The sequence below is a fragment of the Bradyrhizobium sp. UFLA06-06 genome, from assembly GCF_054820065.1.
In genome coordinates, this window is the sequence record NZ_JADFUD010000003.1 from 14676 (window position 1) to 39714 (window position 25039).

26 protein-coding genes are annotated in these 25039 nt (G+C 64.7%); 9 read left to right on the forward strand and 17 right to left on the reverse strand.

Annotated features, from left to right (window positions below; all coding sequences use genetic code 11):
- Positions 1–258 precede the first annotated feature (258 nt).
- The 4 genes from IF803_RS03155 to IF803_RS03170 all read right to left on the reverse strand — a co-directional run bounded on the left by IF803_RS03155 (position 259) and on the right by IF803_RS03170 (position 4515).
- Positions 259–1134 (reverse strand): PPC domain-containing DNA-binding protein, encoded by an 876-nt coding sequence (locus IF803_RS03155; protein WP_461191238.1) that lies wholly within the window; start codon positions 1132–1134, stop codon positions 259–261.
- A 4-nt stretch (positions 1135–1138) separates the two neighbouring features.
- Positions 1139–2779 carry an acyl-CoA synthetase gene (locus IF803_RS03160; protein WP_461191239.1) on the reverse strand — a complete coding sequence of 547 codons (1641 nt, stop codon included), beginning with the start codon at positions 2777–2779 and terminating at the stop codon, positions 1139–1141.
- A gap of 210 nt (positions 2780–2989) precedes the next feature.
- Positions 2990–3391, reverse strand: a complete 402-nt coding sequence (locus IF803_RS03165) for an SPW repeat domain-containing protein (protein ID WP_304495310.1) — start codon at positions 3389–3391, stop codon at positions 2990–2992.
- 179 nt (positions 3392–3570) lie between these two features.
- The gene (locus tag IF803_RS03170; RefSeq protein WP_461191240.1) at positions 3571–4515 is read right to left on the reverse strand and encodes a tetratricopeptide repeat protein; all 945 of its coding nucleotides are present in this window, start codon (positions 4513–4515) and stop codon (positions 3571–3573) included.
- 100 nt (positions 4516–4615) lie between these two features.
- Here IF803_RS03170 and IF803_RS03175 point away from each other — a divergent pair, with 100 nt between their 5' ends.
- Positions 4616–4888, forward strand: a complete 273-nt coding sequence (locus IF803_RS03175; RefSeq protein ID WP_461191241.1) for a GNAT family N-acetyltransferase — start codon at positions 4616–4618, stop codon at positions 4886–4888.
- A gap of 112 nt (positions 4889–5000) precedes the next feature.
- Here IF803_RS03175 and IF803_RS03180 read toward each other — a convergent pair whose 3' ends face one another.
- A complete protein-coding gene (locus IF803_RS03180; RefSeq protein WP_028340765.1) occupies positions 5001–5792 on the reverse strand; it encodes a fumarylacetoacetate hydrolase family protein in 792 nt (263 codons plus the stop codon).
- A gap of 105 nt (positions 5793–5897) precedes the next feature.
- The gene (locus IF803_RS03185; protein ID WP_028340766.1) at positions 5898–6311 is read right to left on the reverse strand and encodes a DUF3597 domain-containing protein; all 414 of its coding nucleotides are present in this window, start codon (positions 6309–6311) and stop codon (positions 5898–5900) included.
- Between the two features lie 288 nt (positions 6312–6599).
- Between IF803_RS03185 and IF803_RS03190 the strand changes: the two genes are divergently transcribed.
- Positions 6600–7511 (forward strand): DUF2189 domain-containing protein, encoded by a 912-nt coding sequence (locus IF803_RS03190; protein ID WP_461191242.1) that lies wholly within the window; start codon positions 6600–6602, stop codon positions 7509–7511.
- Positions 7512–7743: 232 nt separating this feature from the next.
- The gene (locus tag IF803_RS03195; RefSeq protein ID WP_304495305.1) at positions 7744–8559 is read left to right on the forward strand and encodes a lytic murein transglycosylase; all 816 of its coding nucleotides are present in this window, start codon (positions 7744–7746) and stop codon (positions 8557–8559) included.
- Positions 8560–8693: 134 nt separating this feature from the next.
- Here IF803_RS03195 and IF803_RS03200 read toward each other — a convergent pair whose 3' ends face one another.
- Positions 8694–8978 (reverse strand): hypothetical protein, encoded by a 285-nt coding sequence (locus tag IF803_RS03200; RefSeq protein WP_028332121.1) that lies wholly within the window; start codon positions 8976–8978, stop codon positions 8694–8696.
- A 733-nt stretch (positions 8979–9711) separates the two neighbouring features.
- On the opposite strand from IF803_RS03200, the gene IF803_RS03205 reads away from it, so the two are divergent.
- The 4 genes from IF803_RS03205 (at position 9712) to IF803_RS03220 (ending at position 12889) form a co-directional block, all read left to right on the forward strand.
- A complete protein-coding gene (locus IF803_RS03205; protein ID WP_016846063.1) occupies positions 9712–9864 on the forward strand; it encodes a DUF1127 domain-containing protein in 153 nt (50 codons plus the stop codon).
- 110 nt (positions 9865–9974) lie between these two features.
- Positions 9975–11408 (forward strand): methylenetetrahydrofolate--tRNA-(uracil(54)-C(5))-methyltransferase (FADH(2)-oxidizing) TrmFO, encoded by a 1434-nt coding sequence (gene trmFO, locus IF803_RS03210; RefSeq protein ID WP_304495304.1) that lies wholly within the window; start codon positions 9975–9977, stop codon positions 11406–11408.
- A 5-nt stretch (positions 11409–11413) separates the two neighbouring features.
- On the forward strand, positions 11414–12517 hold the full coding sequence (locus IF803_RS03215) for a serine/threonine protein kinase (protein ID WP_461191243.1): 1104 nt from the start codon (positions 11414–11416) through the stop codon (positions 12515–12517).
- An 87-nt stretch (positions 12518–12604) separates the two neighbouring features.
- Positions 12605–12889: a DUF1488 family protein gene (locus IF803_RS03220; protein WP_461191244.1), complete on the forward strand. Its 285-nt coding sequence runs from the start codon at positions 12605–12607 to the stop codon at positions 12887–12889.
- Here the strand turns inward: IF803_RS03220 and IF803_RS03225 are convergent.
- The 5 genes from IF803_RS03225 to yajC are packed head-to-tail and all read right to left on the reverse strand — an operon-like array spanning position 12886 to position 17178.
- Positions 12886–13749 carry a phytoene/squalene synthase family protein gene (locus tag IF803_RS03225; RefSeq protein ID WP_461191245.1) on the reverse strand — a complete coding sequence of 288 codons (864 nt, stop codon included), beginning with the start codon at positions 13747–13749 and terminating at the stop codon, positions 12886–12888. The genes IF803_RS03220 and IF803_RS03225 overlap by 4 nt on opposite strands.
- On the reverse strand, positions 13746–14129 hold the full coding sequence (locus IF803_RS03230) for an Mth938-like domain-containing protein (RefSeq protein ID WP_461191246.1): 384 nt from the start codon (positions 14127–14129) through the stop codon (positions 13746–13748). Before IF803_RS03230 ends, IF803_RS03225 begins: the two co-directional genes overlap by 4 nt.
- 6 nt (positions 14130–14135) lie before the next feature.
- Complete coding sequence (gene secF / locus IF803_RS03235) at positions 14136–15170, reverse strand: protein translocase subunit SecF (RefSeq protein WP_028342066.1); 1035 nt, start codon at positions 15168–15170, stop codon at positions 14136–14138.
- Between the two features lie 10 nt (positions 15171–15180).
- Positions 15181–16782: a protein translocase subunit SecD gene (gene secD / locus IF803_RS03240; RefSeq protein WP_028342067.1), complete on the reverse strand. Its 1602-nt coding sequence runs from the start codon at positions 16780–16782 to the stop codon at positions 15181–15183.
- 39 nt (positions 16783–16821) lie between these two features.
- Positions 16822–17178 carry a preprotein translocase subunit YajC gene (yajC, locus tag IF803_RS03245; protein WP_026192737.1) on the reverse strand — a complete coding sequence of 119 codons (357 nt, stop codon included), beginning with the start codon at positions 17176–17178 and terminating at the stop codon, positions 16822–16824.
- 190 nt (positions 17179–17368) lie between these two features.
- Between yajC and IF803_RS03250 the strand changes: the two genes are divergently transcribed.
- A complete protein-coding gene (locus tag IF803_RS03250; RefSeq protein WP_461191247.1) occupies positions 17369–18352 on the forward strand; it encodes an ATP-binding protein in 984 nt (327 codons plus the stop codon).
- A 241-nt stretch (positions 18353–18593) separates the two neighbouring features.
- Here the strand turns inward: IF803_RS03250 and IF803_RS03255 are convergent, their stop codons facing one another.
- Together IF803_RS03255 and IF803_RS03260 are read right to left on the reverse strand one after the other, a co-directional pair.
- On the reverse strand, positions 18594–19985 hold the full coding sequence (locus tag IF803_RS03255) for a peptidoglycan DD-metalloendopeptidase family protein (protein ID WP_461191248.1): 1392 nt from the start codon (positions 19983–19985) through the stop codon (positions 18594–18596).
- A gap of 110 nt (positions 19986–20095) precedes the next feature.
- The gene (locus tag IF803_RS03260; protein ID WP_051447967.1) at positions 20096–20752 is read right to left on the reverse strand and encodes a protein-L-isoaspartate(D-aspartate) O-methyltransferase; all 657 of its coding nucleotides are present in this window, start codon (positions 20750–20752) and stop codon (positions 20096–20098) included.
- 376 nt (positions 20753–21128) lie between these two features.
- On the opposite strand from IF803_RS03260, the gene IF803_RS03265 reads away from it, so the two are divergent.
- Positions 21129–21506, forward strand: a complete 378-nt coding sequence (locus IF803_RS03265; protein WP_026192734.1) for a response regulator — start codon at positions 21129–21131, stop codon at positions 21504–21506.
- Between the two features lie 108 nt (positions 21507–21614).
- Here IF803_RS03265 and surE read toward each other — a convergent pair whose 3' ends face one another.
- The 3 genes from surE to serS all read right to left on the reverse strand — a co-directional run bounded on the left by surE (position 21615) and on the right by serS (position 24847).
- Positions 21615–22382 carry a 5'/3'-nucleotidase SurE gene (surE, locus tag IF803_RS03270; protein ID WP_461191249.1) on the reverse strand — a complete coding sequence of 256 codons (768 nt, stop codon included), beginning with the start codon at positions 22380–22382 and terminating at the stop codon, positions 21615–21617.
- A gap of 79 nt (positions 22383–22461) precedes the next feature.
- Positions 22462–23499 carry a hypothetical protein gene (locus IF803_RS03275; RefSeq protein WP_461191250.1) on the reverse strand — a complete coding sequence of 346 codons (1038 nt, stop codon included), beginning with the start codon at positions 23497–23499 and terminating at the stop codon, positions 22462–22464.
- A gap of 16 nt (positions 23500–23515) precedes the next feature.
- Complete coding sequence (gene serS, locus IF803_RS03280) at positions 23516–24847, reverse strand: serine--tRNA ligase (protein ID WP_461191251.1); 1332 nt, start codon at positions 24845–24847, stop codon at positions 23516–23518.
- Positions 24848–25039 lie beyond the last annotated feature (192 nt).

The window sequence follows — 25039 nt, forward strand, 5'->3', positions numbered from 1 at the left end:
ATTCATGTCGCGAGAATGCGGATGTGTGACTCGCAGATCGCGCAACAAATTAGATGTCGTCCCGGGCAAGCGAAGCGCGACCCGGGACCCATAACCACCGAAGGTCATTGTTGCATAACGCTGGAAACACAGCTCGCTTCGACAACGAACGTCTGTGGTTATGGGTCCCTGCTTTCGCAGGGACGACAGCGGAGGCCGCGGCGCGATATCGGCTCCGGCGAACGCCAGGACGACCGCCGGGAGAAAGCGCCCGCACCCCTACGGCTGCTCCGCCTCCGCCAGCACCTCCAGCGCCAGCTCCATCGTCATCAGGACCGGGTTGTCGCCGCGCACCAGGCGTCCCTCGGCGATGCCGCCTAGATAGTCGACCAGCGCGACGTCGAGCTCGGCATGCAGCCGGCCATCGGCGTCCGGTGCGATCTCGCCCGCGGTCACCGCGAGTTCGGTCGCGAACGGCACGACGCTGTGGCCTTCGGTGAAGACGGCGCCGATGGTCGAGCCGACGCCGCCATGCAGCCGAGCGCGCAGGATGCCGTGCTGGCGGCAGAAGCCTTCCAGCGCGCAGGCAAAATCCTGGTTCGGCCGCAGCCGCAGCGCGTAGGCATGGCTCGTGGTCCTGGCCCCACGCGGCGCGCTGGCGACGGGACCGAACAGCTTGAAATTGGTCTCGCTGTCCGCTTCGGCCAGGAATGTCGCGCCGTCGATCCCGAACGCGTTGACCTCGAACGGCTCGGCGACAATGGTTTCATCCGGCAGCATGTGGCCGCCGCTGAAGCGGCCATCGGCCTCGGTCCACAGGCCGTGGCAATGAAAGAACGGCGCGCCGTCGCGTTCGCCGAAAGTCAGCGCCGCGAGCTTGAGCCGTGTCACACCATCGGGACGGAACGTGTCGCTGTAGAACGCGGCGTTGACGCCGTCCTTCGACAGCGCCGGCATCACATAGGCGAACGGCCCGACCGCGCCGCCCCTGGCGCTCAGTAGGCCGCCGGAAAATCCTTCTGCCGCAAAGCCGCGGCGCACGGCTTCGAGCAACGGAATGCCGGCCTCGAGCACGAATGAAAAGGCGCGGCCGCGCGCGCTGACCCATTGGATGCGCTCTGGATGCGGAGCGCCAGGCTGGGCGATGCTGCGCATCGCCTCACGCGCCCGTCGATTTGGCGATCACCTCGAGCAGCCCGCGCGCCTCGAGTTCGTCGCGGATCAGCCGCTTCGGCACCTTGCCGTAGCCGGACTTCGGCAACGCCTCCCAGAAGAAGAAGCGTTTCGGCATCTTGTAGCGCGGCACTTTTGGCGCGAGATAGGCGGCAAGCTCCGCCTCCGCGACTGCCTCGGTGCCCTCGCGCGCGACGCAGACGGCGACGCCGACCTCGCCCCAGAAGGGATCGGGCACGCCGAGCACCGCGACCTCGCCGACCGCGGGATGCGTCAAGAGCTTCTCCTCGATCTCGCGCGGATAGATGTTGGAGCCGCCCGAGATGTACATGTCGGAGGCGCGGCCGGTGATGTAGACGAAGCCCTCCTCGTCCATGTGGCCGAGGTCGCCGGTGCGGAACCAGCCGTTGCGGAACGCCTTCGCGTTGGCGTCGGGATTGTCGTAGTAGCCGGCGAACACGCCGGGACCGATCACGCAGATCTCGCCGGTCTCGTGCGCCTTCAGCTCGCTTCCATCGTCGCCCTGGATCGAGACCTGCATCCCGGTGCGCTCGAAGCCGCAGGTGCCGATCCGCGCATGCGGCCCGTCCTCAGGATCGTGCAGGCCGGGCGGCAGCACCGTGATGTTGCCGGTGACTTCGCCGAGGCCGAAATACTGCACCAGCACGCCGCCGAGCTTGCTCAGCGCCGCCTTCTGGTCCTCGCGATACATCGGCGCGCCGGCATAGATGATGTAGCGCAGCGAGGAATGGTCGTGTTGGTCGGCGGCGGGATGCTCGACCATCATCTTCAGGATGGTCGGCACCGTGAACATGTTGCTGATGCGATGCTTGGCGATCAGCCGGAAGGCTTCGCCGATGTCGAACTTCTCCGACGGCAGCAGAATGGTCGGCACGCCGCGCGCAGTCTGCACCAATTGATGCACGCCGGCGCCATGCGACAGCGGCGCCACCACCAGCGAGGCGTCCTGTTCCGTCGTGCCGGGCATCAAGTCGGCGAGATGGTTGGTGATGACGAAGGCCATCTGGCCATGGGTCAAGACCGCGGCCTTGGAGCGGCCGGTGGTGCCGGAGGTGAAGAAGAACCAGCAGGGATCGTCGTAGTCGACGGCAACGTTCTCGACCACAGCGCTTGCGTGTTTGGCGATGACGTCACCGACGGTCGCCTCGCCGAACGTGCCCTCCTCCCCGATCCGCCAGACGAATTCGAGCGCGGGATTGGCGGCCGCCTTGGCATGCTCGGGGAAGTCGGCGTGGCAGAGAAACGCCTTGGCGCCGGAGGCCGCCGCGAGATAGGCGACCTCATCCGGCATCAGGCGAAAATTGGTCGGCACCCAGACCGCGCCGAGCCGGAAGGCCGCGAACATCGACCAGAACATCTCGTCGCAGTTCTTGGAATGCACCAGGATGCGGTCGCCCTTGACGATGCCGCGCGCGGCGAGCGCCGCCGCCAGCGCCGAGACATTCTGGTCGATATGACGCCAGGACCAGGCCTTCTCGTTCCAGATGAAACCGGGGCGATCGCCGTGGCGGCGGGCGTTCTGGGTCAGGATGTAGGCGAGGTTCATCACCCGGCGCGACACCCGCGCGATCCCGCCGCGCGGCGCGGCAGCAGCCGTCCCGCTCATTGCCGCTCCGCCGGTACGCACAACAGACAGGGCAAGGTCAGGACGGTCATCGGGTATTTCCTCGGTCAGAACCGGGCGTCTTCAAGCGCCGCAAGGGGTCGGTACCACCCGGTTTATCGCCAAGCCGCCGCCTTCGGCAAGGCCCGCCGGACGCAGCGCGATGATACCGCGCGCCGGCGGCGGCCGGCCCGTTGTTTTCTGCCCAGGCCGCTACTGCGGGTGCTTGGCGAGTTCCTGCTCGCTCAGGTTCCAGTCTTGCCACAGCTGCAACGCGCCTATAAAGGCGACCACCGCGCCGAGCAGGATGTGCCAGAACTGCAGCCAGTGGTCCTCGGCGTAACCGAAGACCAGGGGCGATGCCATCAGCCAGAGGCCGAGCAGGATGCTGGCCACCTCCTCCCAGCGGTGCAGCGCGACATATTCGAGCTGGGCGATACCGAGCACCAGCATGCCGACCATGAAGCTGTTGAGGACGAGGTGGCTGCGCTCGATATCGACGGCGCCGCTCACTTGCATCGGAAACCAGGGCGAGACCATGATCAGCACGCCGAGCAGCATGCCGAACCAGTCCTCCCAGGGACGGTGTGTGTTGAAGAAACGATTGTCAGACATGACGAACCTCCTCCGACAAGAGGCATACGTCGGCGGCCGGCTCCGCCACTCCGTACCAGACGACCATCCGGCCGCATCAGGGGCGTATGTCTGACATCAAACGTAATCGAACTGCATCCATCCGCAAGGCCCGTCCGCGGGTGTGCGACGCGGCAGCGGCGACCGTGGCCGGCAGGGTGTCACCGCGCCCCGCCGAGCCGCGCCAGTGCCCCCTTGGCGCTCTGCAGATCGGGCTGCAGCTCAAGCGCCTTGCGGAAGTCGGCCGCCGCGCCCTTCTTGTCGCCGAGCCGCAGCTTGGCCTGGCCGCGATTATTCCAGGAATAGACATCGTTCGGATCGTATTGCAGCGCCTTGTCGTAATCGGCGAGCCCGCCCTTGTTGTCACCCTGATAGAGACGGATCATGCCGCGGTTGCGCCAGCCGCGCGCATCGGTCGGCGCGATCCTCGCCGCCTCGCCGTAGTCGGCGGCCGCGCGATCGAGCTGTTCGGTATCGCGATAGACATTGCCGCGGTTGATATAGGCGAGCACGTTGGGCTCGAGCCTGATCTCGGTGGTGAAGTCGGCGATCGCATGTGCCGCGTCGCGCTTGCGGTAGTAGACGAAGCCGCGATTGCCGTAGGCGGTGGCGAGCTGCGGATTGAATTTGATGGCGAGGCTGAGATCGGCCAGCGCACGGTCGAGATCGCCCTTGTTGAGCCAGGCATCGCCGCGGTTGTTGTAGGCCAGCGCGAACGCCGGATCGATGCGGATCGCCTCATCGTAATCGGCGATCGCATGATCGAGATCGCGCTTGAAGGCGTAGACGCGGCCGCGATTGGTGTAGGCGCAGGCATAGGCGGGATCGAGCTTGATGGCCTCGCTGAGGTCGGCGAGCGCAGCGTCGAGCTCGCGCTTCTCGGTCAGCCCATGGCCGCGATTGCAATAGGCCCCGGCCAGCCGCTTGCCGCTCTCGGTCTTGCCGTCGATCACCGTGGTGCAGGCGGCCACGCGGTCGCCGGGCGCTGTCGTCGGGCCGACGCAGCTCTGCCAGCTCGGATCGTCGCCGGCGGCGGCTTTCGGCGGGTCTGGAAGCGTCAAGGCGGCGCCGAGCAATACGGCGGTCAGGCAGGTCAAAATGCGCATATCGTCAATCCACAAATGCCAATTTGCGGGTTGGTCGCCGCTTTGCACCGGCCGGTTCACACGCTTACATCAGGGCCTGTGAATCAACCGGGATTTTGCGATGGCCGCCGTGCGCGACAACAGGGACCAAAACCGCTTCGAGCTCGACACCGAGGGCGGCCTCGCCTTTGCGAACTACCGGCGGACGCCCGCGGCCGTCATCATCACCCATACCGAAACACCGCGCGCCCTGCGCGGCCGCGGCATCGCATCGGAGTTGGTCAAGGGTGCGCTGGAGCTGATCCGCGCCGACGGCCGCAAGGTGATCGCCGGCTGCGGTTTCGTGGTGGATTACCTCGACAAGCATCCGGAATACGCGGACCTTGCCGGCTAGAGCCCTTTCCGTTCAGATGGAATCGGAACGGGGCTCCAGCTTCTTTCGACGCGTTTTCCTTACGCGAACCGGTACCCACTCGCTCGAAAACGCTATTGCGCTTCACGCGGCGTCAGACGATCTTGATCGACATGTCGGGCAGGCCCTCGAGCTTGCACAGCAGCACGTCGCCCTTGACGACCGGGCCGACGTTCTCCGGCGTACCGGAATAGATGATGTCGCCGGCCTTCAGCTCGAATGCCTCGGACAGCTTTGCGATCTGCTCGGCGACGCTCCAGATCATGTTCTTCAGATCCGAGCTCTGTCGCACCGTGCCGTTGATCGCGAGCGAGATGGCGCCTTGCGTGAAGTGGCCGATCTTATCAGCCGGATGGATCGGCCCGAGCACCGCGGCATGGTCAAAGCTCTTGCCGATCTCCCAGGGCTTCTTCTCCGCGGCCATGCCGTTCTGCAGATCGCGCCGCGTCATGTCGAGGCCGAGCGCGTAGCCATAGACGTGATCGAGCGCCTTGTCGGCCGGAATATTGGTGCCGCCGGACTTCAGCGCGGCAACCAGCTCGACCTCGTGGTGATAGTTCTTGGTCAGCGACGGATAGGGATGATCGGCGACGGTGCCGATCGCGACATTCTGGATCGCATCCGTCGGCTTCTGGAAGAAGAACGGAGGCTCGCGCGTCGGGTCCGAGCCGCGCTCGATCGCGTGCGCTGCGTAGTTGCGGCCGATGCAGTAGATGCGGCGAACCTGAAACACCTCGCTGGCGCCGACGATCGGGATCGTCACGGCCGCGACCGGAAACATCGCCTTCGGCGCGGCCTCGGCATGGGCCGGCGCGGATTGCGCGGCGGCACCGGCCAGTGCAAGGGCGCCGGTCGCAAGCATCGTCCGGCGATCGAGATCAGTCATGGGCGTTCTCCTCGTTGTTGTTGGGCGATCTATAGATGTTCGCCGGTCGATAAAAAAGGGCCCGCGCTGGCGCGGGCCCTGGCTATGCGCGGGAGGATGATCCCGTCAGTGCTTGATGTCGGGGGGCAGCTTGCCGCCATTGGCCGCGAGCTTGGTCATCACCTGCTTGTGCAGCCAGATGTTCATGCTGGCGGAATCGTTGGTGTCGCCGGTGTAGCCGAGCTCCTTGGCGAGCTCCTTGCGGGCCGACAGGCTGGAGTCGATGTCGAGCGCCTTCATCAGGTCGACGATCGAGGTCCGCCACTCGAGCTTCTCGCCCTTCGCGGCAACCGCCTTGTCGAGAATCGGGGCGACGTCAACCGACTGCGCCGGCGCCGCGCCGGCGGGCACCGCGGCAGGAGACGACGATGCGCTGCCGGATCCACCGGCGGGAGCTGCGCTTGTGGCCGATCCGCCGGCGGGCGCGGCGCTGGCGCTGCTGCCGAAGATCGCGCCCATGATTTTTCCGAAAATGCTCATCGTTCGCTCCCAAGAGAGTTGAGATGTGAAGGCCAGACGGCCTTGGCGCGCCTGACCGAGGTCGCAGTTCAAGTCTATCGCCCCCTCCATAGCTTGCCAATGCGACATTCACTTAAGCGTGAGTGCTTTTGGCACAGTTTGGGAGTACCTTCATTCTACAGTTCGCGACACGGCCAGTTCCCTGCTCTGTCTTTCGCGTCTGGCTTGATCGTGATCGTTTCGAGAGGCGGTACGTTTGTGCCCGCGTGCCGGGCGCTGAATGCGACCGCCCAGAGGGAGACAACGACCATGGCCACGTCATACCAAGGCAATGTCACATCGATGACGCAGAGCGGACAAGGCGCCGCGTCTGCGCCTGTTATCCGCACCATCGGCCTGTCCGACTTGCATCATGCGCTGCGTCTCGGCTGGGAAGACTTCAAGGCGGTGCCAAGTCACGCCATCATCCTCTGCCTGATCTATCCGGTGCTCGGCCTCGTGCTCGCGCGCACCGTGCACGGCTATTCCGTGCTGCCCCTGCTGTTTCCGCTGGCCGCGGGCTTTGCCCTGCTCGGCCCGTTTGCCGCCATCGGCCTCTACGAGATGAGCCGCCGCCGCGAAGATGGCGGGGAAGCATCTGCATGGGATGCCATGGAGGTATTCCGCTCGCCGTCATTCGGCGCGATGCTTGGGGTCGGAACGCTGCTGTTCGCGCTTTTCGTGACCTGGATCGCGACCGCCCAGGCGATCTACACGGCGGTGTTCGGCTATGAGACCGCAGCCAACATTCCCGATTTCGCCGCGCGCGTGCTGACCACTCCGCAAGGCTGGTGGCTCATCGTGGTCGGCTGCAGCGTCGGCTTCCTGTTCGCGCTCATCGCACTTTGCATCAGCGTGATCGCCTTCCCCATGATGCTCGACCGCCAGGCAACCGCCGGCGAAGCCATGGTGACGTCGATGCGCGCCGTCGCACAGAACCCGGTGCCGATGGCGGCCTGGGGCCTGATCGTCGCCGTGCTGCTGGTGCTGGGCACGATCCCGTTCTTCCTCGGGCTTGCCGTGGTGATCCCGCTGCTCGGTCACGCCACCTGGCATCTCTATCGCGAGGTCATCGTCAAGGATCCGAATGCGCGGCCGGTAACCCCCGAACCGCGCGAGCGCAAGCCCGCGGCGGACTTCCCGGCCAATCTGTTTCCGTGGCGGCGCAGCGATCGCGGCTAAGCGCCGCTAACCCGGATTCGTAAACGTCAAAGCAACCGCCGGCCGATATGTTCGGCCGGCGGTTTGTCGTCCCGCACTGTCAAGAGGATGTGAAATTGGCGTGGCACTTGCAGCGCGGCCTGAGAAAAAAGCGGCTCGGTCACGAGCCTTGTTTTGGCCGCTGTTGCCGCGAACATACCCGCCGCCCTTCGCGACCAGTCGATGACGGCGCAGACTCCGGAGTGAATTGCCTATGACCTCTCGCTTTTGCTTTCGCACGCTCGCCATCGGCGCGTGGCTGTTGACCTCGACGGCGTCGGTGCTGGCTGCCCAATGCGGCACGGGCACGTTCGAATCCTGGCTCGACGATTTCAAGAAAGAGGCTGCGACGAAGGGCATTTCGCAGAACGCGATCCAGGCCGGGTTGACCGGCGTCACGCAGGACAAGGCGATCCTCGCCCGCGACCATTCGCAGCAGGTGTTCAGCCAGACGTTCGAGCAGTTCTCGGGCCGCATGGTGCCGCCGCGGCTCAATCGCGGCGCCGACATGATGAAGCGCTACGGCTCCGTGCTGTCGCGGATCGAGGAGGCCTACGGCGTACCGGGCGAGATCCTGGTTGCGATCTGGGGACTGGAGACCGATTTCGGCGTCAACACCGGCAAGTTTCCGACCATACGTTCGCTGGCGACGCTCGCCTATGACTGCCGCCGCTCCGACATGTTCAAGGCCGAGTTGATGGACGCCTTGCGCATCGTCGAGCGCGGCGATCTGCCGCCGCAGGAGATGCGCGGCGCCTGGGCCGGCGAGATCGGCCAGACTCAATTCATGCCGTCGTCCTACATCAAGTTCGCGGTCGACTTTGACGGCAACGGCAAGCGCGACCTCCTGCACAACGTGCCCGACGTGCTGGCGTCGACGGCAAACTATTTGAAGAGCTATGGCTGGAAGAAGGGCAAGGGCTGGGAGCCCGGCAGCGAGAATTTTGCGGTGATCCAGCAGTGGAACAAGAGCGAGGTGTACGCCAAGACGATCGGCTACTTCGCCACCCAACTCGCCAAGGCTCCATAGCGCTTTCACACCAGATTGCGTGGCGCAGCGAGGCCAACCTTCTGCTCTGACTAGATCAAAGTTGGTCCAGCTACGGGTGAATCAAAAAGGGCCGATCGCCCCAGGCAATCGGCCCTTATCGCAATGATCAAAGCTTACTTCGCCATGCTGGCTTCGGCAGCCTTGCTGAGGTGCGCGCCGCATGCGCCCCACTTGTTGTTCAGCATCGCGTCCTGGGCGAGCGAGACTTCCTTCTCCGCCGCGAATTTGACCTCATTGTCAGCCATGGCTTCGACTGCAGCTTCAGTCTTGCCGAGATTGGCACCGCTGCAGCCGAGGCCCGCATGATGACGATGCGCAGCCTGAGCGGGAGCGACAGCGTAGGCAACGGCAGCCACGGTGGCTGCTGCGATCAATGTCTTAATCATGGGATGATCCATCTGTTGTTCTTGGACAGATCCCAGCGTGATTGCGGAATCTGCGGAACGATTATTCGCTGTTCCCGGCACCGTTCAGAATGAACTTCGCGCGATACAAATGTGATGAGCGCTGCGCGCGCATCGCGCATGCGTTGCATAGTGTTTTGATTACAAGGCAGTAAGGAAGCAGCGCCGCAATAGCTTTGTTCGGCGTGTTCACTTCAATCGAGACTCACTTCCGATAATCAGCAGCACATTCCGCGCGACATGGGACCCCGCGACGGAAATCCGTTGCGGCACAGGATCGAATTACCGCTTACGTCAATGCGACTGATTGACGCGACACCATCTTCTGTCCGAGATCGCAATGAAGTGAATATAAGATCATTTTAACGACAACCGCTTGCATGCGAATCACGCATGGAACACATCGCTGTGATCCCTCCCGTAACGAGGGACCTCGGCTTGAACAAACGGTCCGTAATTACCACGTAAATGGCGCAACCACGCCTGCCAAGATTTCAATAACTGACTGATTTCAGAAACGTTTTGTTGGCATACTCGGCCTTTATGGAACTTCCGTCTACCGGGCAGTTTTCGATGCGCCAAACGGTTAACCGGAACTTACTGCCGCTATGCGTTTTGAGCCTAGCTGCATCGCAACATCGGAACTACCGCACTGCACTATACCATCTATATTCACTTCAACGATGAGGCTTTGGAAAAGCTGAATCTGAATTACTAGGAGACTACCATGTTGCTCTCGCTCATCCGCATGATCCAGGCTTTCCGGGATTATCAGCGCAATGTCAGCGAACTGTCCCAGCTCAGCGATCGTGAACTCGCCGATATCGGCCTCGACCGCTCGGACATTCCGCGCGTTGCCGCCGGCACCTACAACGGCTAATCGGCCGCAGGCCATCTGCTGAACGGATAACGCCCGCTTCCACAGCGGGCGTTGTCGTTTGTGGTGCGGTTTCAGATGCATATGAGATCAAAACGCGCTAACGCTGCGCGATGACACCGCATCAATCCTCTTCCCAACCCGTGCACATCGTGGGCGCGGGGCTCGCCGGCTCGGAGGCCGCCTGGCAGGTCGCCAATGCCGGCATCCGCGCCGTGCTGCATGAAATGCGCCCGCACCGGATGACCGAGGCGCACCGGACCGACGGCTGTGCCGAACTGGTCTGCTCGAACTCCTTCCGCTCCGACGATGCCGCGAATAACGCGGTCGGGCTGCTGCACGCCGAGATGCGGCGGCTGGGCTCCCTGATCATGCGCTCGGCCGACGCCAATCAGGTGCCCGCCGGCGGCGCGCTGGCGGTCGACCGCGACGGCTTTTCGGCCGCCGTCACCAAGGCGCTCAACGAACATCCGCTGATCGAGATCAGCCGGGAGGAAGTCGCAGGACTGCCGCCGGCCGACTGGAGCAACGTCATCGTCGCGACCGGTCCCCTCACCTCGGCACCGCTTGCCGACGCCATCAGGCAGCTGACCGACGAGAGCGCGCTGGCATTCTTCGACGCGATCGCGCCGATCGTGCACAAGGATTCCATCGACATGTCGGTGGCCTGGTTTCAGTCGCGCTACGACAAGGTCGGCCCCGGCGGCACCGGCGCGGACTACATCAACTGCCCGATGACGAAGGAGCAGTATGACGCCTTCGTCGCGGCGCTGCTCGACGGCGAGAAGGTCGACTTCAAGGACTGGGAGACCAACACGCCCTATTTCGACGGTTGCCTGCCGGTCGAGGTGATGGCCGAGCGCGGTCACGAGACGCTACGCCACGGGCCGATGAAGCCGGTGGGATTGACCAATCCGCACAACCCGACCGTCAAGCCGTATGCGATCGTCCAGCTGCGGCAGGACAACAAGCTCGGCACGCTCTACAACATCGTCGGCTTCCAGACCAAGCTGAAGCACGGCGCGCAGCAGCGCGTGTTCCGGACCATTCCTGGCCTTGAGAACGCGGAGTTCGCGCGCCTCGGCGGCCTGCATCGCAACACCTTCCTGAACTCGCCAAAGCTGCTCGACGGTCAGCTGCGTCTGCGCGCGCAGCCGCGGCTGCGCTTCGCCGGGCAGATGACGGGCTGCGAGGGTTATGTCGAGTCGGCCAGCGTCGGCCTGATCGCCGGCCTCTGTGCCGCCGCCGACATGCGCGGTGCCGCGCTGACGCCGCCGCCGGCGACGACCGCGCTCGGCGCGCTGCTCGGCCACATCACCGGTGGCCACATCGAAACGATCGAGGCCGGTTCGCGCTCGTTCCAGCCGATGAACATCAATTTCGGTCTGTTCCCGCCGCTGGCCAGCGCGCCGACCAAGAAGCCGGACGGCTCGCGGCTGCGCGGCAACGAGAAGACCGTCGCCAAGAAGCAGGCGATCAGCGCGCGCGCTCTCGCCGATCTCGACCACTGGATCGCAGAGCATCTGCGCGTTGCGGCAGCGGCCTGACAGTCATGAGCTTGCCGAAAGACGATGACGCCACCCTGTCGGTGCGGTGGAGCCAGGGCGTGCTGCTCAAGCGCGACGTGTTCTCGACCGTCGAGCGCGGCCGCTTCCGCGCCGATGACGGCGAGGTCGACGGCGTGCTGCGCCGGCTCGATCAGGTGCCGTTCTGGTCGTTCGGCCTGGCGCTGCATCTGTTCTCGCGCGAGCGCCGCGCGCTGACCTTGGCGCGCGACCTCGACGTCGGGCCAAAGCTGCTGTGGGCCGGCCGCCGGGCTCTGGTGCGCGGTTTCATCGACGGCGCGGCGCTGCATCTGGCGAAACCGCATGGCGATGTCGTCTATTTTCGTTCCGCCAAGGCCGCGTTGCGCAAGCTGCATCGCGCCGGCATCTGCCACAACGATCTCGCCAAGGAGCAGAACTGGCTGGTCGGCCGCGATGGCCGCGCCTACCTCACCGACTTCCAGCTTGCCGCCTGCTTCAAGACCCGCAGCCGGCTGTTCCGCATCGCCGCCTACGAGGATCTGCGGCATCTGTTGAAGCACAAGCGCAGCTACGCGCCGGAGGCGTTGACGCCGAAAGAGCGCAAGGTACTCGCAAAGAAATCCGCGGTCGCCGGCATCTGGCTCAAGACCGGCAAGAAGGTCTATCAGGCGATCACGCGCGGCATCTTCAATTTCACCGACCGCGAGGGCGGCGGCCGGAGACTGGTCAACGACGCTCCGGTATTGATCGATCTGATCCGCAAGAATCCGCAGGTGCGCGACACCGCGATCGTCGCCTTTGCCGACCGGCGCGTCGGCGTCGGACTCTATGCCTTCGTCGAGGCGGACCAGTCCGCGCTGGAAAAGACGCTGCGCAATGAGCTTGCCGCGGCAAGGGGCATCAAGCCGCCCGAACACATCCAGGTCGTGCACGCGCTGCCGCGCGATGCCGCCGGCAAGCCGCGCACCGAAATCCTGCAGCTCGTCGCCATGAACCAGATCGATCTGATCGAGCCGATGATGCGCAGCGACGCCGATCGCGAGTTCCTCAAGGACATCCTCGAGCAACGCAAGAATCTGCGCGACCGCTTCAATTTTGAAGTCGCCGAGATGGACCGGCCGGCAGGTTAGAGCGCGCTTCTCGGCGCGTGGCCCTCGACAAACACGGCGCGAAGCTTCACTCTTTGCGAGGGGTAGCGCGCTCAAGGGACAAGTTTAATGCCACTCACCCGTGGCCGGATCGGGGGATACGATTCCGAACGACTGGCGTTCGGATTCACCATGATGAACGGCGACCAGGAAATCGAATGCCAGATCAGCGACGCCGCGTTGGACGAGCTGGCCGGCACGCGCGGAACGGCGAGCATGGCGCGGCAAGCCCAGTTCGTTGCGCTGCGCGACGCGGTGGAGCAGATCGCATCCGACATCTATGACAGCGGCCCGATGGTCAGGGGCACAACAATCCGGATCTTCACCAAGCACATCCCGAAAGAGCAGAGCTAGCGACCGAACTCCTCCGTGCGCGCGGCTCGCCACAACGTCCAGAGCGTGCGCAGGCGCGAGACCGGCTTCGGCAGGAACGGGTCGTAGTCCTCCCTCCTCGCCCGGTTCAACTCGCGCCTGACGCAAGCGAGCGGCAGAAAGATCGGCCTCACACCGGACGGGACATCCGCAAGCAGTCCGAATGCGGTCTTGAGATGGCCCTGGGCCTCGTCCGCAAGCTGATCGATCGCGGCACGGATGTTCGGCGTCACCTTGCCGGCAAACACTTCCTCCTTGCTGCCGCCGTGCTGCTGCAGCAGCTGCAACGGCAGAAACAGCTGCTGCCGTGAGGCGTCGCGGCCGAGCGAAGCGATGACCTGCGCCATGCCCTGGGCAAGACCCGCATGACGGGCCAGGTGATCGATCGCCTCCGACGGCCGCGCCACCACGCGCGTGGCCTGCGAGAGCAGCACCGAGGCCGTGGCGTCGAGATAGCCCTCGAGCGCGGTCAGCGACGGCATCGGGTCGTTGTAGAGATCGAACTGGTGCTCCTCGACCAACAGCGAGAATGGCGAGACCGGCAGACGGTGATTGCGGATCGTGTGCAGCAATTCTGCCGCGACCGGATTGCCCTCGACGCCGCCATGGCCCGCGCCGGCCAGCATGTCGGTCCACCATTGCAGCCGCATCTCGCCGGGCAGCGGCTGGCTGACCTGCTCGTGCACGCGCGAGACCTCGATGTTGAAGGCGTAGATCGCAAGCATCGCCCGCCGTTCCGGACCCGGCAGGAACAAGGTCGACGCGTAGCGCACGAAGTCATGGCTCCGCACCAGATCGGCGCAGAAGGCCGCGCCGTCCTTCGGTGCCTCCGTCGCGCTCATGGCACCGCGATCAGCGCCGCCGCGACGCGCCGCCGCTCGCCCAGCATGATGTTGTAGGTGCGGATCGCGGGTCCCGTCTGCATCGGGTCGAGCACCACCCGCACGGCCCGCAGGGCCTCGCGCAGGCCCTTTGGCGGGACCCAGACGTCGGTGCCGGTGCCGACGATCAGCGTGTCGATCGCATTGGCGGCCGCGAACACCTTTTGCAGCGAGTATTCGTCGATCTCCTGCGGTCTGGTGACCGACCAGGCCCAGATCGAATCAGGCAGGCACAGGAGCGAGCCGCGGTGCGACATATCGGCAAACGCGAAGCCGCCCTTGCCGTAGGCCTCGATCGGCGCCGACCTCGGAAGATGGGGAGCGTCCGAGGGGTTGCTCATGACCGGCTACTTCTTGGCTGCCGCCGTGTCCGGCTTCTTGGCCGGCGCGTCCTGCGCCGCCTCTCCACCCCGCGTGGTGTGAACACCGAGATAGATCAGGATCGGCGCCGCGATGAAGATCGAGGTGTAGGTGCCGACCAGCACCACGCCGAACATCATGACCGCGGTGAAGCTGTGGATCGCCTGGCCGCCGAACAGCAGCAGTGCGAGCAGCGCCAGCGTCACGGTGACGTGGGTGATGATCGAACGCGACAGCGTCGAGTTGATCGATTCGTTCAGCAGCTGCGGCATCGGCATCTTCTTGTAGCGCCGCAGCATCTCGCGGATGCGGTCATAGATGACGACGGTGTCGTTGAGCGAGTAGCCGAGAATAGTCAGCAGCGCCGCGATGCTGGTGAGGTCGAAATCGACCTGGGTGATCGACATGAAGCCGATCGTGAGCACGATGTCGTGGACGTTGGCGATCATGGCGCCGAGCGCGAACTGCCATTCGAACCGGAACCAAAGGTAGATCAGGATGCCCATGATCGCGAACATCAGGCCGATCATGCCGTAGGCCAGCAGTTCGCCGGAGACGCGCGGTCCCACCACCTCGACGCGGCGGTAGTCGACGGATTCGCCGAGCGCGCCGCGCACTTTCGTCACCGCATCCTGCTGCGCCTTGTCGCCGCCGGGCTGCTCGGCGACGCGGATCAGGACTTCCGCCGGACCGCCGAACTGCTGCAGCTGCACCTCGCCGAGGCCAAGGCCGTTCAAGGTCGTGCGCATCGCGGCGATGTCGGCGGTGCCGGACTTGGCCTGCACCTCCAGCAGCGTGCCGCCCTTGAAGTCGATGCCGAAATTCAGGCCGTGGGTGAAGAACAGCGTGATGGCAAGGATCGAGAGCAGCGCCGAGATCGGGAAGCTGATGCGGCGAAAGCGAGTGAAGTCGAAATGGGTGTCGTCAGGCACGATGCGCAGCGCCGGCAGCAGGCCGAGCGCCGCGACCACGGTCAGCACGGTAATCAGGATACCAAGGCCAATGAGAACGGTATGAGTCACAACAGGCCTCTCAGATCGGCACGGTTTGCGGCCGCTTCCACCGCACCCAGCCGGCGACGATCAGGCGCGTCAGGGTAAAGGCGGTGAACACCGTGGTGATGATGCCGATGCCGAGCGTCACGGCAAAGCCGCGGACCGGTCCGGTGCCGATGTAGAACAGCACGGCGGCGGCGATGAAGGTAGTGATGTTGGAGTCGAGGATGGTCGCCAGCGCCCGCTTGAAGCCGGCGTCGATCGCCGAGATCGCGTTGCGGCCGCCGCGCAATTCCTCGCGGATGCGCTCGTAGATCAGCACGTTGGAATCGACCGCGATGCCGACGGTCAGCACGATGCCGGCGATGCCGGGCAAGGTTAGCGTGGCGTTGAGCAGCGACAGCAGTCCGAAGATCATGGCGACGTTGATCGCCACCGCGATGTTGGCGAACACGCCGAACAGCCGATAGGTGATCAGCATGAACACGATGACCAGGATCGAGCCGACATAGGCCGCGAGCTCGCCCTTCTCGATCGAGTCCTGTCCGAGGCCGGGACCGACGGTGCGCTCCTCGATCACCGTCAACGGGGCCGGCAGCGCGCCGGCACGCATCAGGATCGCCAGATCGTTGGCCGATTGCACGGTGAAGCTGCCGGAGATCTGGCCCTGTCCGCCGGTGATCGGCTCACGGATGACGGGTGCCGAGATCACCTTGTTGTCGAGCACGATCGCAAACGGCTGGCCGACGTTTTCGGCGGTCGCCTGCGCGAATTTGCGCGCGCCCGACGTATTGAACTTGAAGCTGACAATCGCCTCGCCGGTGCGCTGGTCAAATCCGGGCTGGGCATCGGAGAGCTCGCCTCCGGAAACCAGGACCTGCTTCTTGACGACATACGGAACCGGCGGCGGTGACGCGCTCATCAAGAGCTCGGAGTCCGGCGGCAGGCGGCCCTGCTGGGCCTGGTCGGGCGACACCGAGCTGTCGACCATGCGGAATTCCATCTTGGCGGTCTTGCCGAGCAGTTCCTTCAGGCGTGTCGGATCCTGCAGGCCCGGCACCTGGACCAGGATGCGGTCGGTGCCCTGACGCTGGATCACCGGCTCGACCGTGCCGAGCTCGTTGACGCGCCGTTCGACGATCTGGATCGATTGCTCGATGGTCTGCCGGATGCGCTCGGTGATCGCGGCCTGCGGGACCGTCAGGCGGATCAGGCCGCCGCCGGCATCGGCAACCTCGAGGCTGCGCTGGCCGCTGGAGCCGAGCAGGCCGCCGAGCGGCTGCGACAGCTCGCGGAGCTTCGACAATGCCGTCGACTGGTCGCCTTCCTTGGAGATGCGGACTTCCACCGCGTCGTTGCGTGTGTTGAGGCCGGTGTAGCCGATCTTGGCTTCACGAAGCACCTTCCGGACATCGTCGCGAATCTGGTCGAGCTTCTCCTTCTTCACGTAGTTGGAGTCGACCTCGAGCAGCAGATAAGAGCCGCCCTGCAAATCGAGGCCGAGGACCAGGCGCCGCTGCGCCCAGGCCGGCCAAGTCTTCACCTGCGCCTCGGGGAAGAAATTGGGCACGGCGCACAGGCAGACCACCAGCGCTGTCAGGATAATCCCCAGCGCTCGCCACCGCGTGAAATACAACATCGAGTTGACCCGTCAGATTCCAAAAAGGCGCCGCGGCGATCAGCTCGCGGACGCCTCGTCCTTGGCGTCGCCCTTCGCCGGCTCACCCTTGGTACGCACACCCGAGATCATCTGGCGCATCTGGCGCACGCGCACGCCGTCCGAAATCTCGAACTCGATCTGGTCGTCGTCGACCACCTTGGTCACCTTGCCGACGAGGCCGCCCGAGGTCACCACGGTGTCGCCGCGGCGGATGTTCTTCACGAGGTCCGCATGGTCGCGCACCTTCTTCTGCTGCGGGCGCAGAATCAGGAAGTACATGATGACGAAGATCAGCGCGAATGGCAGCAGTGACATCAACATGCTGTTGGTGTCACCAGTCGCTCCAGCCTGGGCAAACGCAGGAGTAATCAGCATTCGGACGATCCTCGGATAAGACGGGAAAGAACCGGCAGCGCCCTCGGATTCGGGGCGGTATGGCGGTCCGGACAAATTCGCGCGGACTATAGCGGCCGCGGTCCCAATTGCAACGTTAACGGACCTTCATTTAGGGCGCTTGCGGGACCGCCGCCAGCCCGATAAGGCTGCGCCGTCAGGAACTGGACAAATGCCGAAAAAAGCCAAGAAAACGACCAGTAAAACAACCCGCAAAACCACCCCCAAGGCTGCCGCCAAGCGTGCTGAAAACGCCGCGACAAAACGCCCGGTAACGGCGCTCGACGGCGCGGCGGCCGAGCGGATCGCGAACGCCCTGGAGGTCATCGCGAGCCGCCTCGCTGACGCCTCCCCGGCCCTCGATCCGGCCGAGACCTTCGGCCCCGCGGACGCCTTTGTCTGGCATCCGGACGGGCGCCTGGCCCCGGTGCCGCGCGTCAGCCGCGTCGAGATCGGCCTGCTCAAGGGCGTCGACCGGATGCGCGATATCCTGATGGAGAACACCGAGCGCTTCGCCGACGGCCTGCCCGCCAACAATGCGCTGCTCTGGGGCGCCCGCGGCATGGGCAAGTCGTCGCTGGTCAAGGCCACCCATGCCAGCATCAATCTCGACCGCAAGCGGGCCGACCGCCTCAAGCTGATCGAGATCCACCGCGAGGACATCGAGAGCCTGCCCGGCCTGATGGAGCTGCTGCGCAGCTCCTCCTTCCGCTTCATCGTGTTCTGCGACGACCTCTCCTTCGACGGCAACGATGCTTCGTACAAGTCGCTGAAGGCCGTGCTGGAAGGCGGCATCGAGGGGCGCCCCGACAACGTCATCCTCTATGCGACCTCGAACCGGCGGCATCTCCTGGCGCGCGAGATGATCGAGAACGAACGCTCGACCGCGATCAATCCCGGCGAAGCGGTCGAGGAGAAGGTGTCGCTGTCGGACCGCTTCGGCCTCTGGCTCGGCTTCCATCGCTGCAGCCAGGACGAGTACCTTGCGATGGTGAAGGGCTATTGCGACCATTACGGCATCAAGATCGCCGACGACGAACTCGAGCGCGAGGCGCTCGAATGGTCGACCACCCGCGGCTCGCGCTCGGGCCGCGTCGCCTGGCAGTACACGCAGGAGCTCGCGGGCCGGCTCGGTGTGCGGCTGACCGGCCAGTAACAGGCAATGGAAGGCATAGCCCTCCCGTCATTGCCTGTGTAGCCCGGATGGAGCGCAGCGCAATCCAGGATCGTGCACTCCGCGGGTGAGCTCCCGGATTTCGCTTCGCTCCATCCGGGCTACGCGGCTGAGCGGCAAGTAATCACCGAGGCAATCGACAAAACAAAGCGGGGGAGGCTTGCGCCACCCCCGCTGTCTTTGTTGTGAGACTTGGAAGTCCCTTGAAGTCCCGACGCGTAGCTTACGCGCCGTTGAGGAACTGGAGCGGATCGACCGGCGACGACCCCTTGCGGATCTCGAAGTGGAGCTGCGGCGAGCCCGCCTCGCCGGACTGGCCCGACTTGGCAATCACCTGACCGCGCTTGATGGTATCGCCGCGCTTCACCAGGATTTCGCTCGCATGGGCGTAGGCGGTGACGTAGCCGTTGGAATGGCGAACCAGCACGAGATTGCCGTAGCCCTTCAGCTCATTGCCCGAATAGGCGACGACGCCGTCTTCGGCAGCTTTCACCGGCGTGCCCTCGGGCACCGCGACGTTGATGCCGTCATTGACCTTGCCGTTGGTCTTCGAGCCGTAGGCGGTGATGACCTTGCCACGCACCGGCCAGCGGAAGGTCGGCAACGCGCCGGTGGCCTCGCTCGACTTGGTGACGACGGGCGCTTCAGCGGCAGCCGCCGGCTGTTCGACTGCCGCGGTCGGCTGGACCAGCCGCGCGCTTTGCTGCGGCAGCGCGGTTGCAACGACCTTCGGGGCTGCGACCGCCGGTGCCGGAGCCACCACAGCAATCGGCGCAGCAGCAACAGGCTGAGCGACGGGCGCAGGCGCCGCCATCGCCGTCTTGGCGCCGGGCACCACGAGCTTCATGCCGAGGCTGAGCCGGGCCGACTGGTCGAGATTGTTGGCGCGGGCGAGCTCGGCCACGGGAATGTGGTGCTGGCGCGCGATGCTGTGCAGCGTGTCGCCGCGATTGACATAGTGGACGCCGGCAGGCGCCGCTGCCACGGCGACGGGGCGCGCCGCCGGTGCGGCCATCGCCGGCGCCGCGGCCGATGCGGTCGGGCGCGGAATTACCAGCTGCTGGCCGGGCGACAGCGCGCGCGGTCCCTTGTAGCCGTTGGCGCGCAGGATCTCCGCGGTCGAGACGTTGTAGCGGCGCGCCAGCACTTCCAGTGTGTCGCTGGTGCCGACAATGATCGTGGTGCCGTTATGCCCGGTATTGGCTGCTGCGACCGAATGCGGAACGGTGCCGGTGGATTCGATCTGCGGACGCGCGGACGGCGGTGTGTAGGACGAAACTCCGCGCCCTCCTCCGGAGACGCCGGCATTGGCATTGGCGACCGGATAGGACTGCGGCGCTGCTGCGACCGGCGGCGGCAACGGCTGTGACTGATATTGCGAATATTGCGGTTGCGTTCGCGGCCGCGCGTATTGCGGCAACTCGCGCGGCGGCGGCGGCTGCTGCACGGTACCGGTCGGCTGCGGATCAAACGCAAACGGATTTTGCGAGTAGGAGTTTTGCGAGAAGCGCGACGACATATCGGCGCTGCAACCGGCAAAAGCCATGGACATCAGCGTCAGCACCGCAACCTGCGGCACGCGACGCGAGCGAAGCAACTCGACAACCCCAGACATGGTTACTCACTCGTACGCAACAAAAGACTGTTTTGAGTAAACACGTACCGAGTAAATAACCGCTTAACCCTGCGAATAAGGCGTTGGTGCCAAGCAGCAAATCGCCAAATTTACAATTCGCGCGCGATTCCCGGCAGCGCCGGCACAAAGCGGACGTCGACCAATTCCTTGCGGTCGAAGCCGTTCTCGGTCCGCACCACGCGGACGAGGGTCTGGGTACCCTGATGCGGCCCGACCGGGGCGATCAGGATGCCGCCGGGTTCGAGCCGCTCCAGCAGCTTCTCCGGGATCTGCTCCATCGCCGCGGTGACGATGATGCGGTCGAAATCGCCTGCCCCGGCCGGAACGTCGAAGCCGTCCCCGAGCAGCACCTCGATATTGTAATAGCCCAGCTTTTCGAGGCGCTTGCGGGCGCCGTCGGCCAGCGTCCGGTAGCGCTCGATGGTCAGAACCTGCTTGCACAACCGGGACAGCACGGCCGCCTGGTAGCCCGAGCCGGTGCCGATCTCGAGCACGCGATGGTCCTTCTGCAGCTGCAGTTGCTCGGTCATGTAGGCCACGACGAAAGGCTGGCTGATGGTCTGCCCGCAGGCGATCGCAAGTGCGCTGTCGCGATAGGCCTCGTTGCGATCGCGCGGATCGACGAAGACCTCGCGCGGCACCTCCTCCATCGTACGCAACACCGCCCGATCGCTCACCCCGCGCCGCCGCAGGGTCAGCTGAAACATCATCTTCTCGGTCGGATCGGGGTTCACGGCCATGTTCATCAGCGTCTCTGGGCAGCAGCGCGGAATCTCCGCCCTCTTGATGCCATTGAAATCCGAAATACCGCGTTAAGGAAAAATTTCCCGTCGCGTTTTGTTCCCGGCCAGGAACCATCGCCCGGTTTCGCATTGGCGCCGGCCCGGTTGCATCACATATAATCGCGACGATGCGCGGGTTAACGTCTGGGTGGTGCAGATCGGGGCTCTGGTAGAGCCAACATACCTCGTCGGCTGTTGGGCAAATCTTGCGCAACAAGGTCAGCCAGGGCGACGCGGCAAACCCTGCTGCGCGCTGGAAAAGGACCAATTCCCAAACGTTTGCATTGCGCGCTGTAATGTTATTTGCGAGCCTGATTCAGGGAAGGGCAAGGATTCCATCATGACAGCGATACGGCCGGCGGGCTGTTCAGTTTTCCTCGTAGAGGACGAGGTCATGATCCGGATGATGGTCGCCGATATGCTGGAGGAACTCGGCCATAGCGTCGCGGCCGAGGCCGGCGAGATCGGCGAAGCGGTCAAGCTTGCGCAATCGACCGAATTCGACCTCGCGATCCTCGACGTCAACGTCAATGGCAAGGTGATCACCCCGGTCGCCGAGCTGATCAACGCCCGCAACCGCCCCTTCATCTTCGCGACCGGCTATGGCTCGTCCGGCCTGCCTCCGGAGTATCGCGACCGTCCGGCGCTGCAAAAGCCCTTCCAACTGGAAACGCTGGCCCAGGTGATCTCCAGCGCGATGAAGGGTGCGCCGGTTTAACGGCAAGTTGGGTGCGTAACCCGGATGGAGCGAAGCGTAATCCGGTGACTTCACAACACGGGTCCCGGATTTCGCTTCGCTCCATCCGGGCTACAGATTCCCCGAGGATTACTTCAGCGTATCAAGCAACGTTTCCGAAAATGCTTCATCGGTGCGGTCGAGCCGCAGCGGTGTGACCGAGACGTAGCGCGCCGCAAGCGCAGCGAGATCGGTGCCTTCGGCCGGCGTGTCCATCATCGCCGCGCGCTCGAAGCCGATCCAGAAATACGGATTGCCGCGTCCGTCGTGACGGCGATCGATCTTCAGGAATCCCTGATTGCGCTTGCCCTGCCGCGTGATCCGAATGCCCTTCACGTCATCGGGCATGCAAGACGGGAAGTTGACGTTGATGACGGTGTTCCTGGGGACGCCGGCGCCGATCACCTTGCGGATGATGTCGGGTCCGAATTTCAGCGCAGTGTCCCACAGCGGCGCATTGCGCGTCTCGATCGAGAATTCCTGCGACAGCGCGAATGACGGAAAGCCCAGAATGGTACCTTCCAGCGCACCGGCGATGGTGCCGGAATAGACCACGTCCTCGGCGACGTTGCGGCCCTTGTTGACGCCGCTCAGCACGAGATCGGGCAGCTTGTCTCCGAGAATGTGGCGCGCGCCCATGATGACGCAATCGGTCGGCGTGCCACGCACCGCGAAATGACGCGGGCTGACCTCGCGCAGACGCAGCGGATCGTTGAGCGACAGCGAATGCGAGACGCCGGACTGATCGAGCTCGGGGGCAACGATCCAGACATCGTCGGACAACGCGCGTGCGATCTGCTCGACGACCTGCAGGCCTGGAGCGTGGATGCCGTCATCATTGGTGCAGAGAATTCGCATCCGTCAAAGTGCCTCTTGTTCCGATTCGACGCGGGTTTCTTACGCTGCGGTTTCTTGAGTTGATTGCCGTCTTAACCGGCTAGGGCCGCGGAGGCAAACCTGGCGAAGGCCCGTGCCATCGCGCCGACGTCACGCGCCATGGACGGACAAATCTGCCGCTGCCGGCGATCTTGCGCTCGAACACCGGCCAGGCCGGTCTGGCCGGCCGTCGAACAACCGCGATAACGGGCGCTGGCGGCGGCGCCCCTGGCATTTTGACCCGCGGGGCCTGACGCAGTTCGGCCCCGAGACCCCGGGACGTGACAGCTTCTGACCTTGGAGGCTCGGGCTTGGCAGGTTCAGGTTTTGGCGCTTCAGCCTTGGAAGCTTCAGACTTGGGAGCTTCAGATTTGGGCGCTTCAACCTTGGGCGGCTCAACCCTTCGAGCTTCCGGCCTGGCGGGCTCAAGAACAATTGGTGCGGTTTGGCGAGGCTCGGGCTTGGGAGGCTTCGGAAGCTCCGATGTGGGGAGCTCGGACTTGATGGAATCGGCCGTGATGAGATCGGCCTTGGCGGGTGCGGTCGTGAGCGACTCGGCCTTCGGAGCTTCAAACGCGCGAGGCTCGGCCTTGGACGGTTCGGGGGCGACCGAAGCCGCCTGGGGGAGCTCAGACCTCGCTGGCTCGACTTTCCGAGGCTCAACCCTGAGCGGTTCGGGTTTGGGCGGCACCGGAGCGAGTGCCTCGGCCGGCTTTGCGATCGGCGCCGTCGCAGCCGATTTCGATTTCAGCCTGGCCAGCAGCTCCTCGATCGAGGGCACCGATGTCGCGTCAAGCGGCGCGCGCGGCGCGGCCGGCGGCGTCGCCCGGACCGGCGGTGGCGGCGACGCAATCGGTACAGGTGGCGGCAGATCGGCCGGCGCCATCTGGGCGAACTTGCCGCGCGCGATCTCCAGCGCCTTGTCGAAGTCGGGCCTGTCGATCCAGGCCTTCGATTGCACCTCGGTCACGCGCGCCTCCCACAGGCGCGCGGCCTCGATGTCGTAATAGCCCATCTGCTTCTGATTGATCAGCTGCAGACCGTGGCCCGTGACGGCCCATTGTCGACCAAGCCAGTGGATGTCACGGTGCAGCGGCATCACACCGGCCCTCGCCTCACATGCCGTGCTCGATGACCTTGAGCCCGCCCATATAGGGCTGCAGCACATCGGGCACCGCGATCGAACCATCCTGGTGCTGATAAGTCTCCATGACGGCGATCAAGGCGCGCCCGACCGCCGTGCCGGAGCCATTCAGCGTATGCACGAAGCGCGGCTTGCCGTCGGGGCCGCGATAGCGCGCGTCCATGCGACGGGCCTGGAAATCGCCGCACACCGAGCAGCTCGAAATCTCGCGATAGGCGCCGCCGTCGCCCTGCCCCGGCATCCACACCTCGATGTCGTAGGTCTTCTGCGCGGAGAAGCCCATGTCGCCAGCGCACAGCGTCATCACGCGATAATGCAGGTCGAGCTTCTGCAGGACCTGCTCGGCGCAGGACAGCATGCGCTCCAGCTCATCCTTGCTGGCTTCCGGCGTCGTGATCGACACCAGCTCGACCTTTGTGAACTGGTGCTGGCGGATCATGCCGCGCGTGTCGCGTCCCGCCGCGCCTGCCTCGGCGCGGAAGCACGGCGTCAGCGCGGTCAGCCGCATCGGCAGCTCCTTCTCGTCGAGGATGGATTCGCGCGCGAGGTTGGTCAGCGACACTTCCGCGGTCGGGATCAGGCCGAGGCGCTCGCTGCGCAGATCGGCATTCGGTGCCGCGAGCAATTCGCCCTTGATCGCCCAGAACTGGTCGTCCTCGAATTTCGGCAACTGGCCGGTGCCAAACATCACGGCGTCGCGCACCAGCAGCGGCGGATTGATTTCGGTGTAGCCGTGCTCGCCGGTGTGCAAATCGAGCATGAACTGCCCGATCGCGCGCTCGAGCCGCGCCAGCCCTTTCTTCAGCACGACGAAGCGTGCGCCGGACAATTTCGCCGCCGCCTCGAAATCCATATAGCCGAGCGCGGTGCCGAGATCATCATGCAGCTTCGGCGCAAAGCCGTAGTCGCGCTTCTTCCCGTACACATGGTGCTGGACATTGCCGTGCTCGTCGGTGCCGTCGGGCACCTCGTCGAGCGGCAGGTTCGGAATCGACGACAGCTCTTTGGTCAGCTCGTCATCGGACGATTTCGCCGCCGCCTCGAGCTCCGGCATCGTGGTCTTCAGCTCGGCGACCTCGGCCATCAGCTTGGCCGCACGCGCCTCGTCCTTGGCCTTCTTGGCCTCGCCGATCTCCTTCGAGGCCGCATTGCGCCGCGCCTGGGCCTGCTCGGACGCCAGGATCGCCGCACGCCGCTTCTCGTCGATCGCCAGCAGCGACGGCGACAACGGCCGAAGCCCGCGGCGCTTCAGGCCGGCGTCGAAGGCTGTCGGATTGTCGCGGATCGCTTTGATGTCGTGCATGGCAGTCGGGGTCCTAACGTCGCTCAGGCGGATAACGTTGTATGTCAACGTTTTGTGGTGTGCCTCAACTAGCACAACTGTCATCGCCCGCGAAGGCGGGCGATCCAGTATTCCAGAGACGTCAGCGTGTCACCGAGAGGCCGCAGCGTACTGGATACCCCGCTTTCGCGGGGTATGACGCTGAGTGTGAGG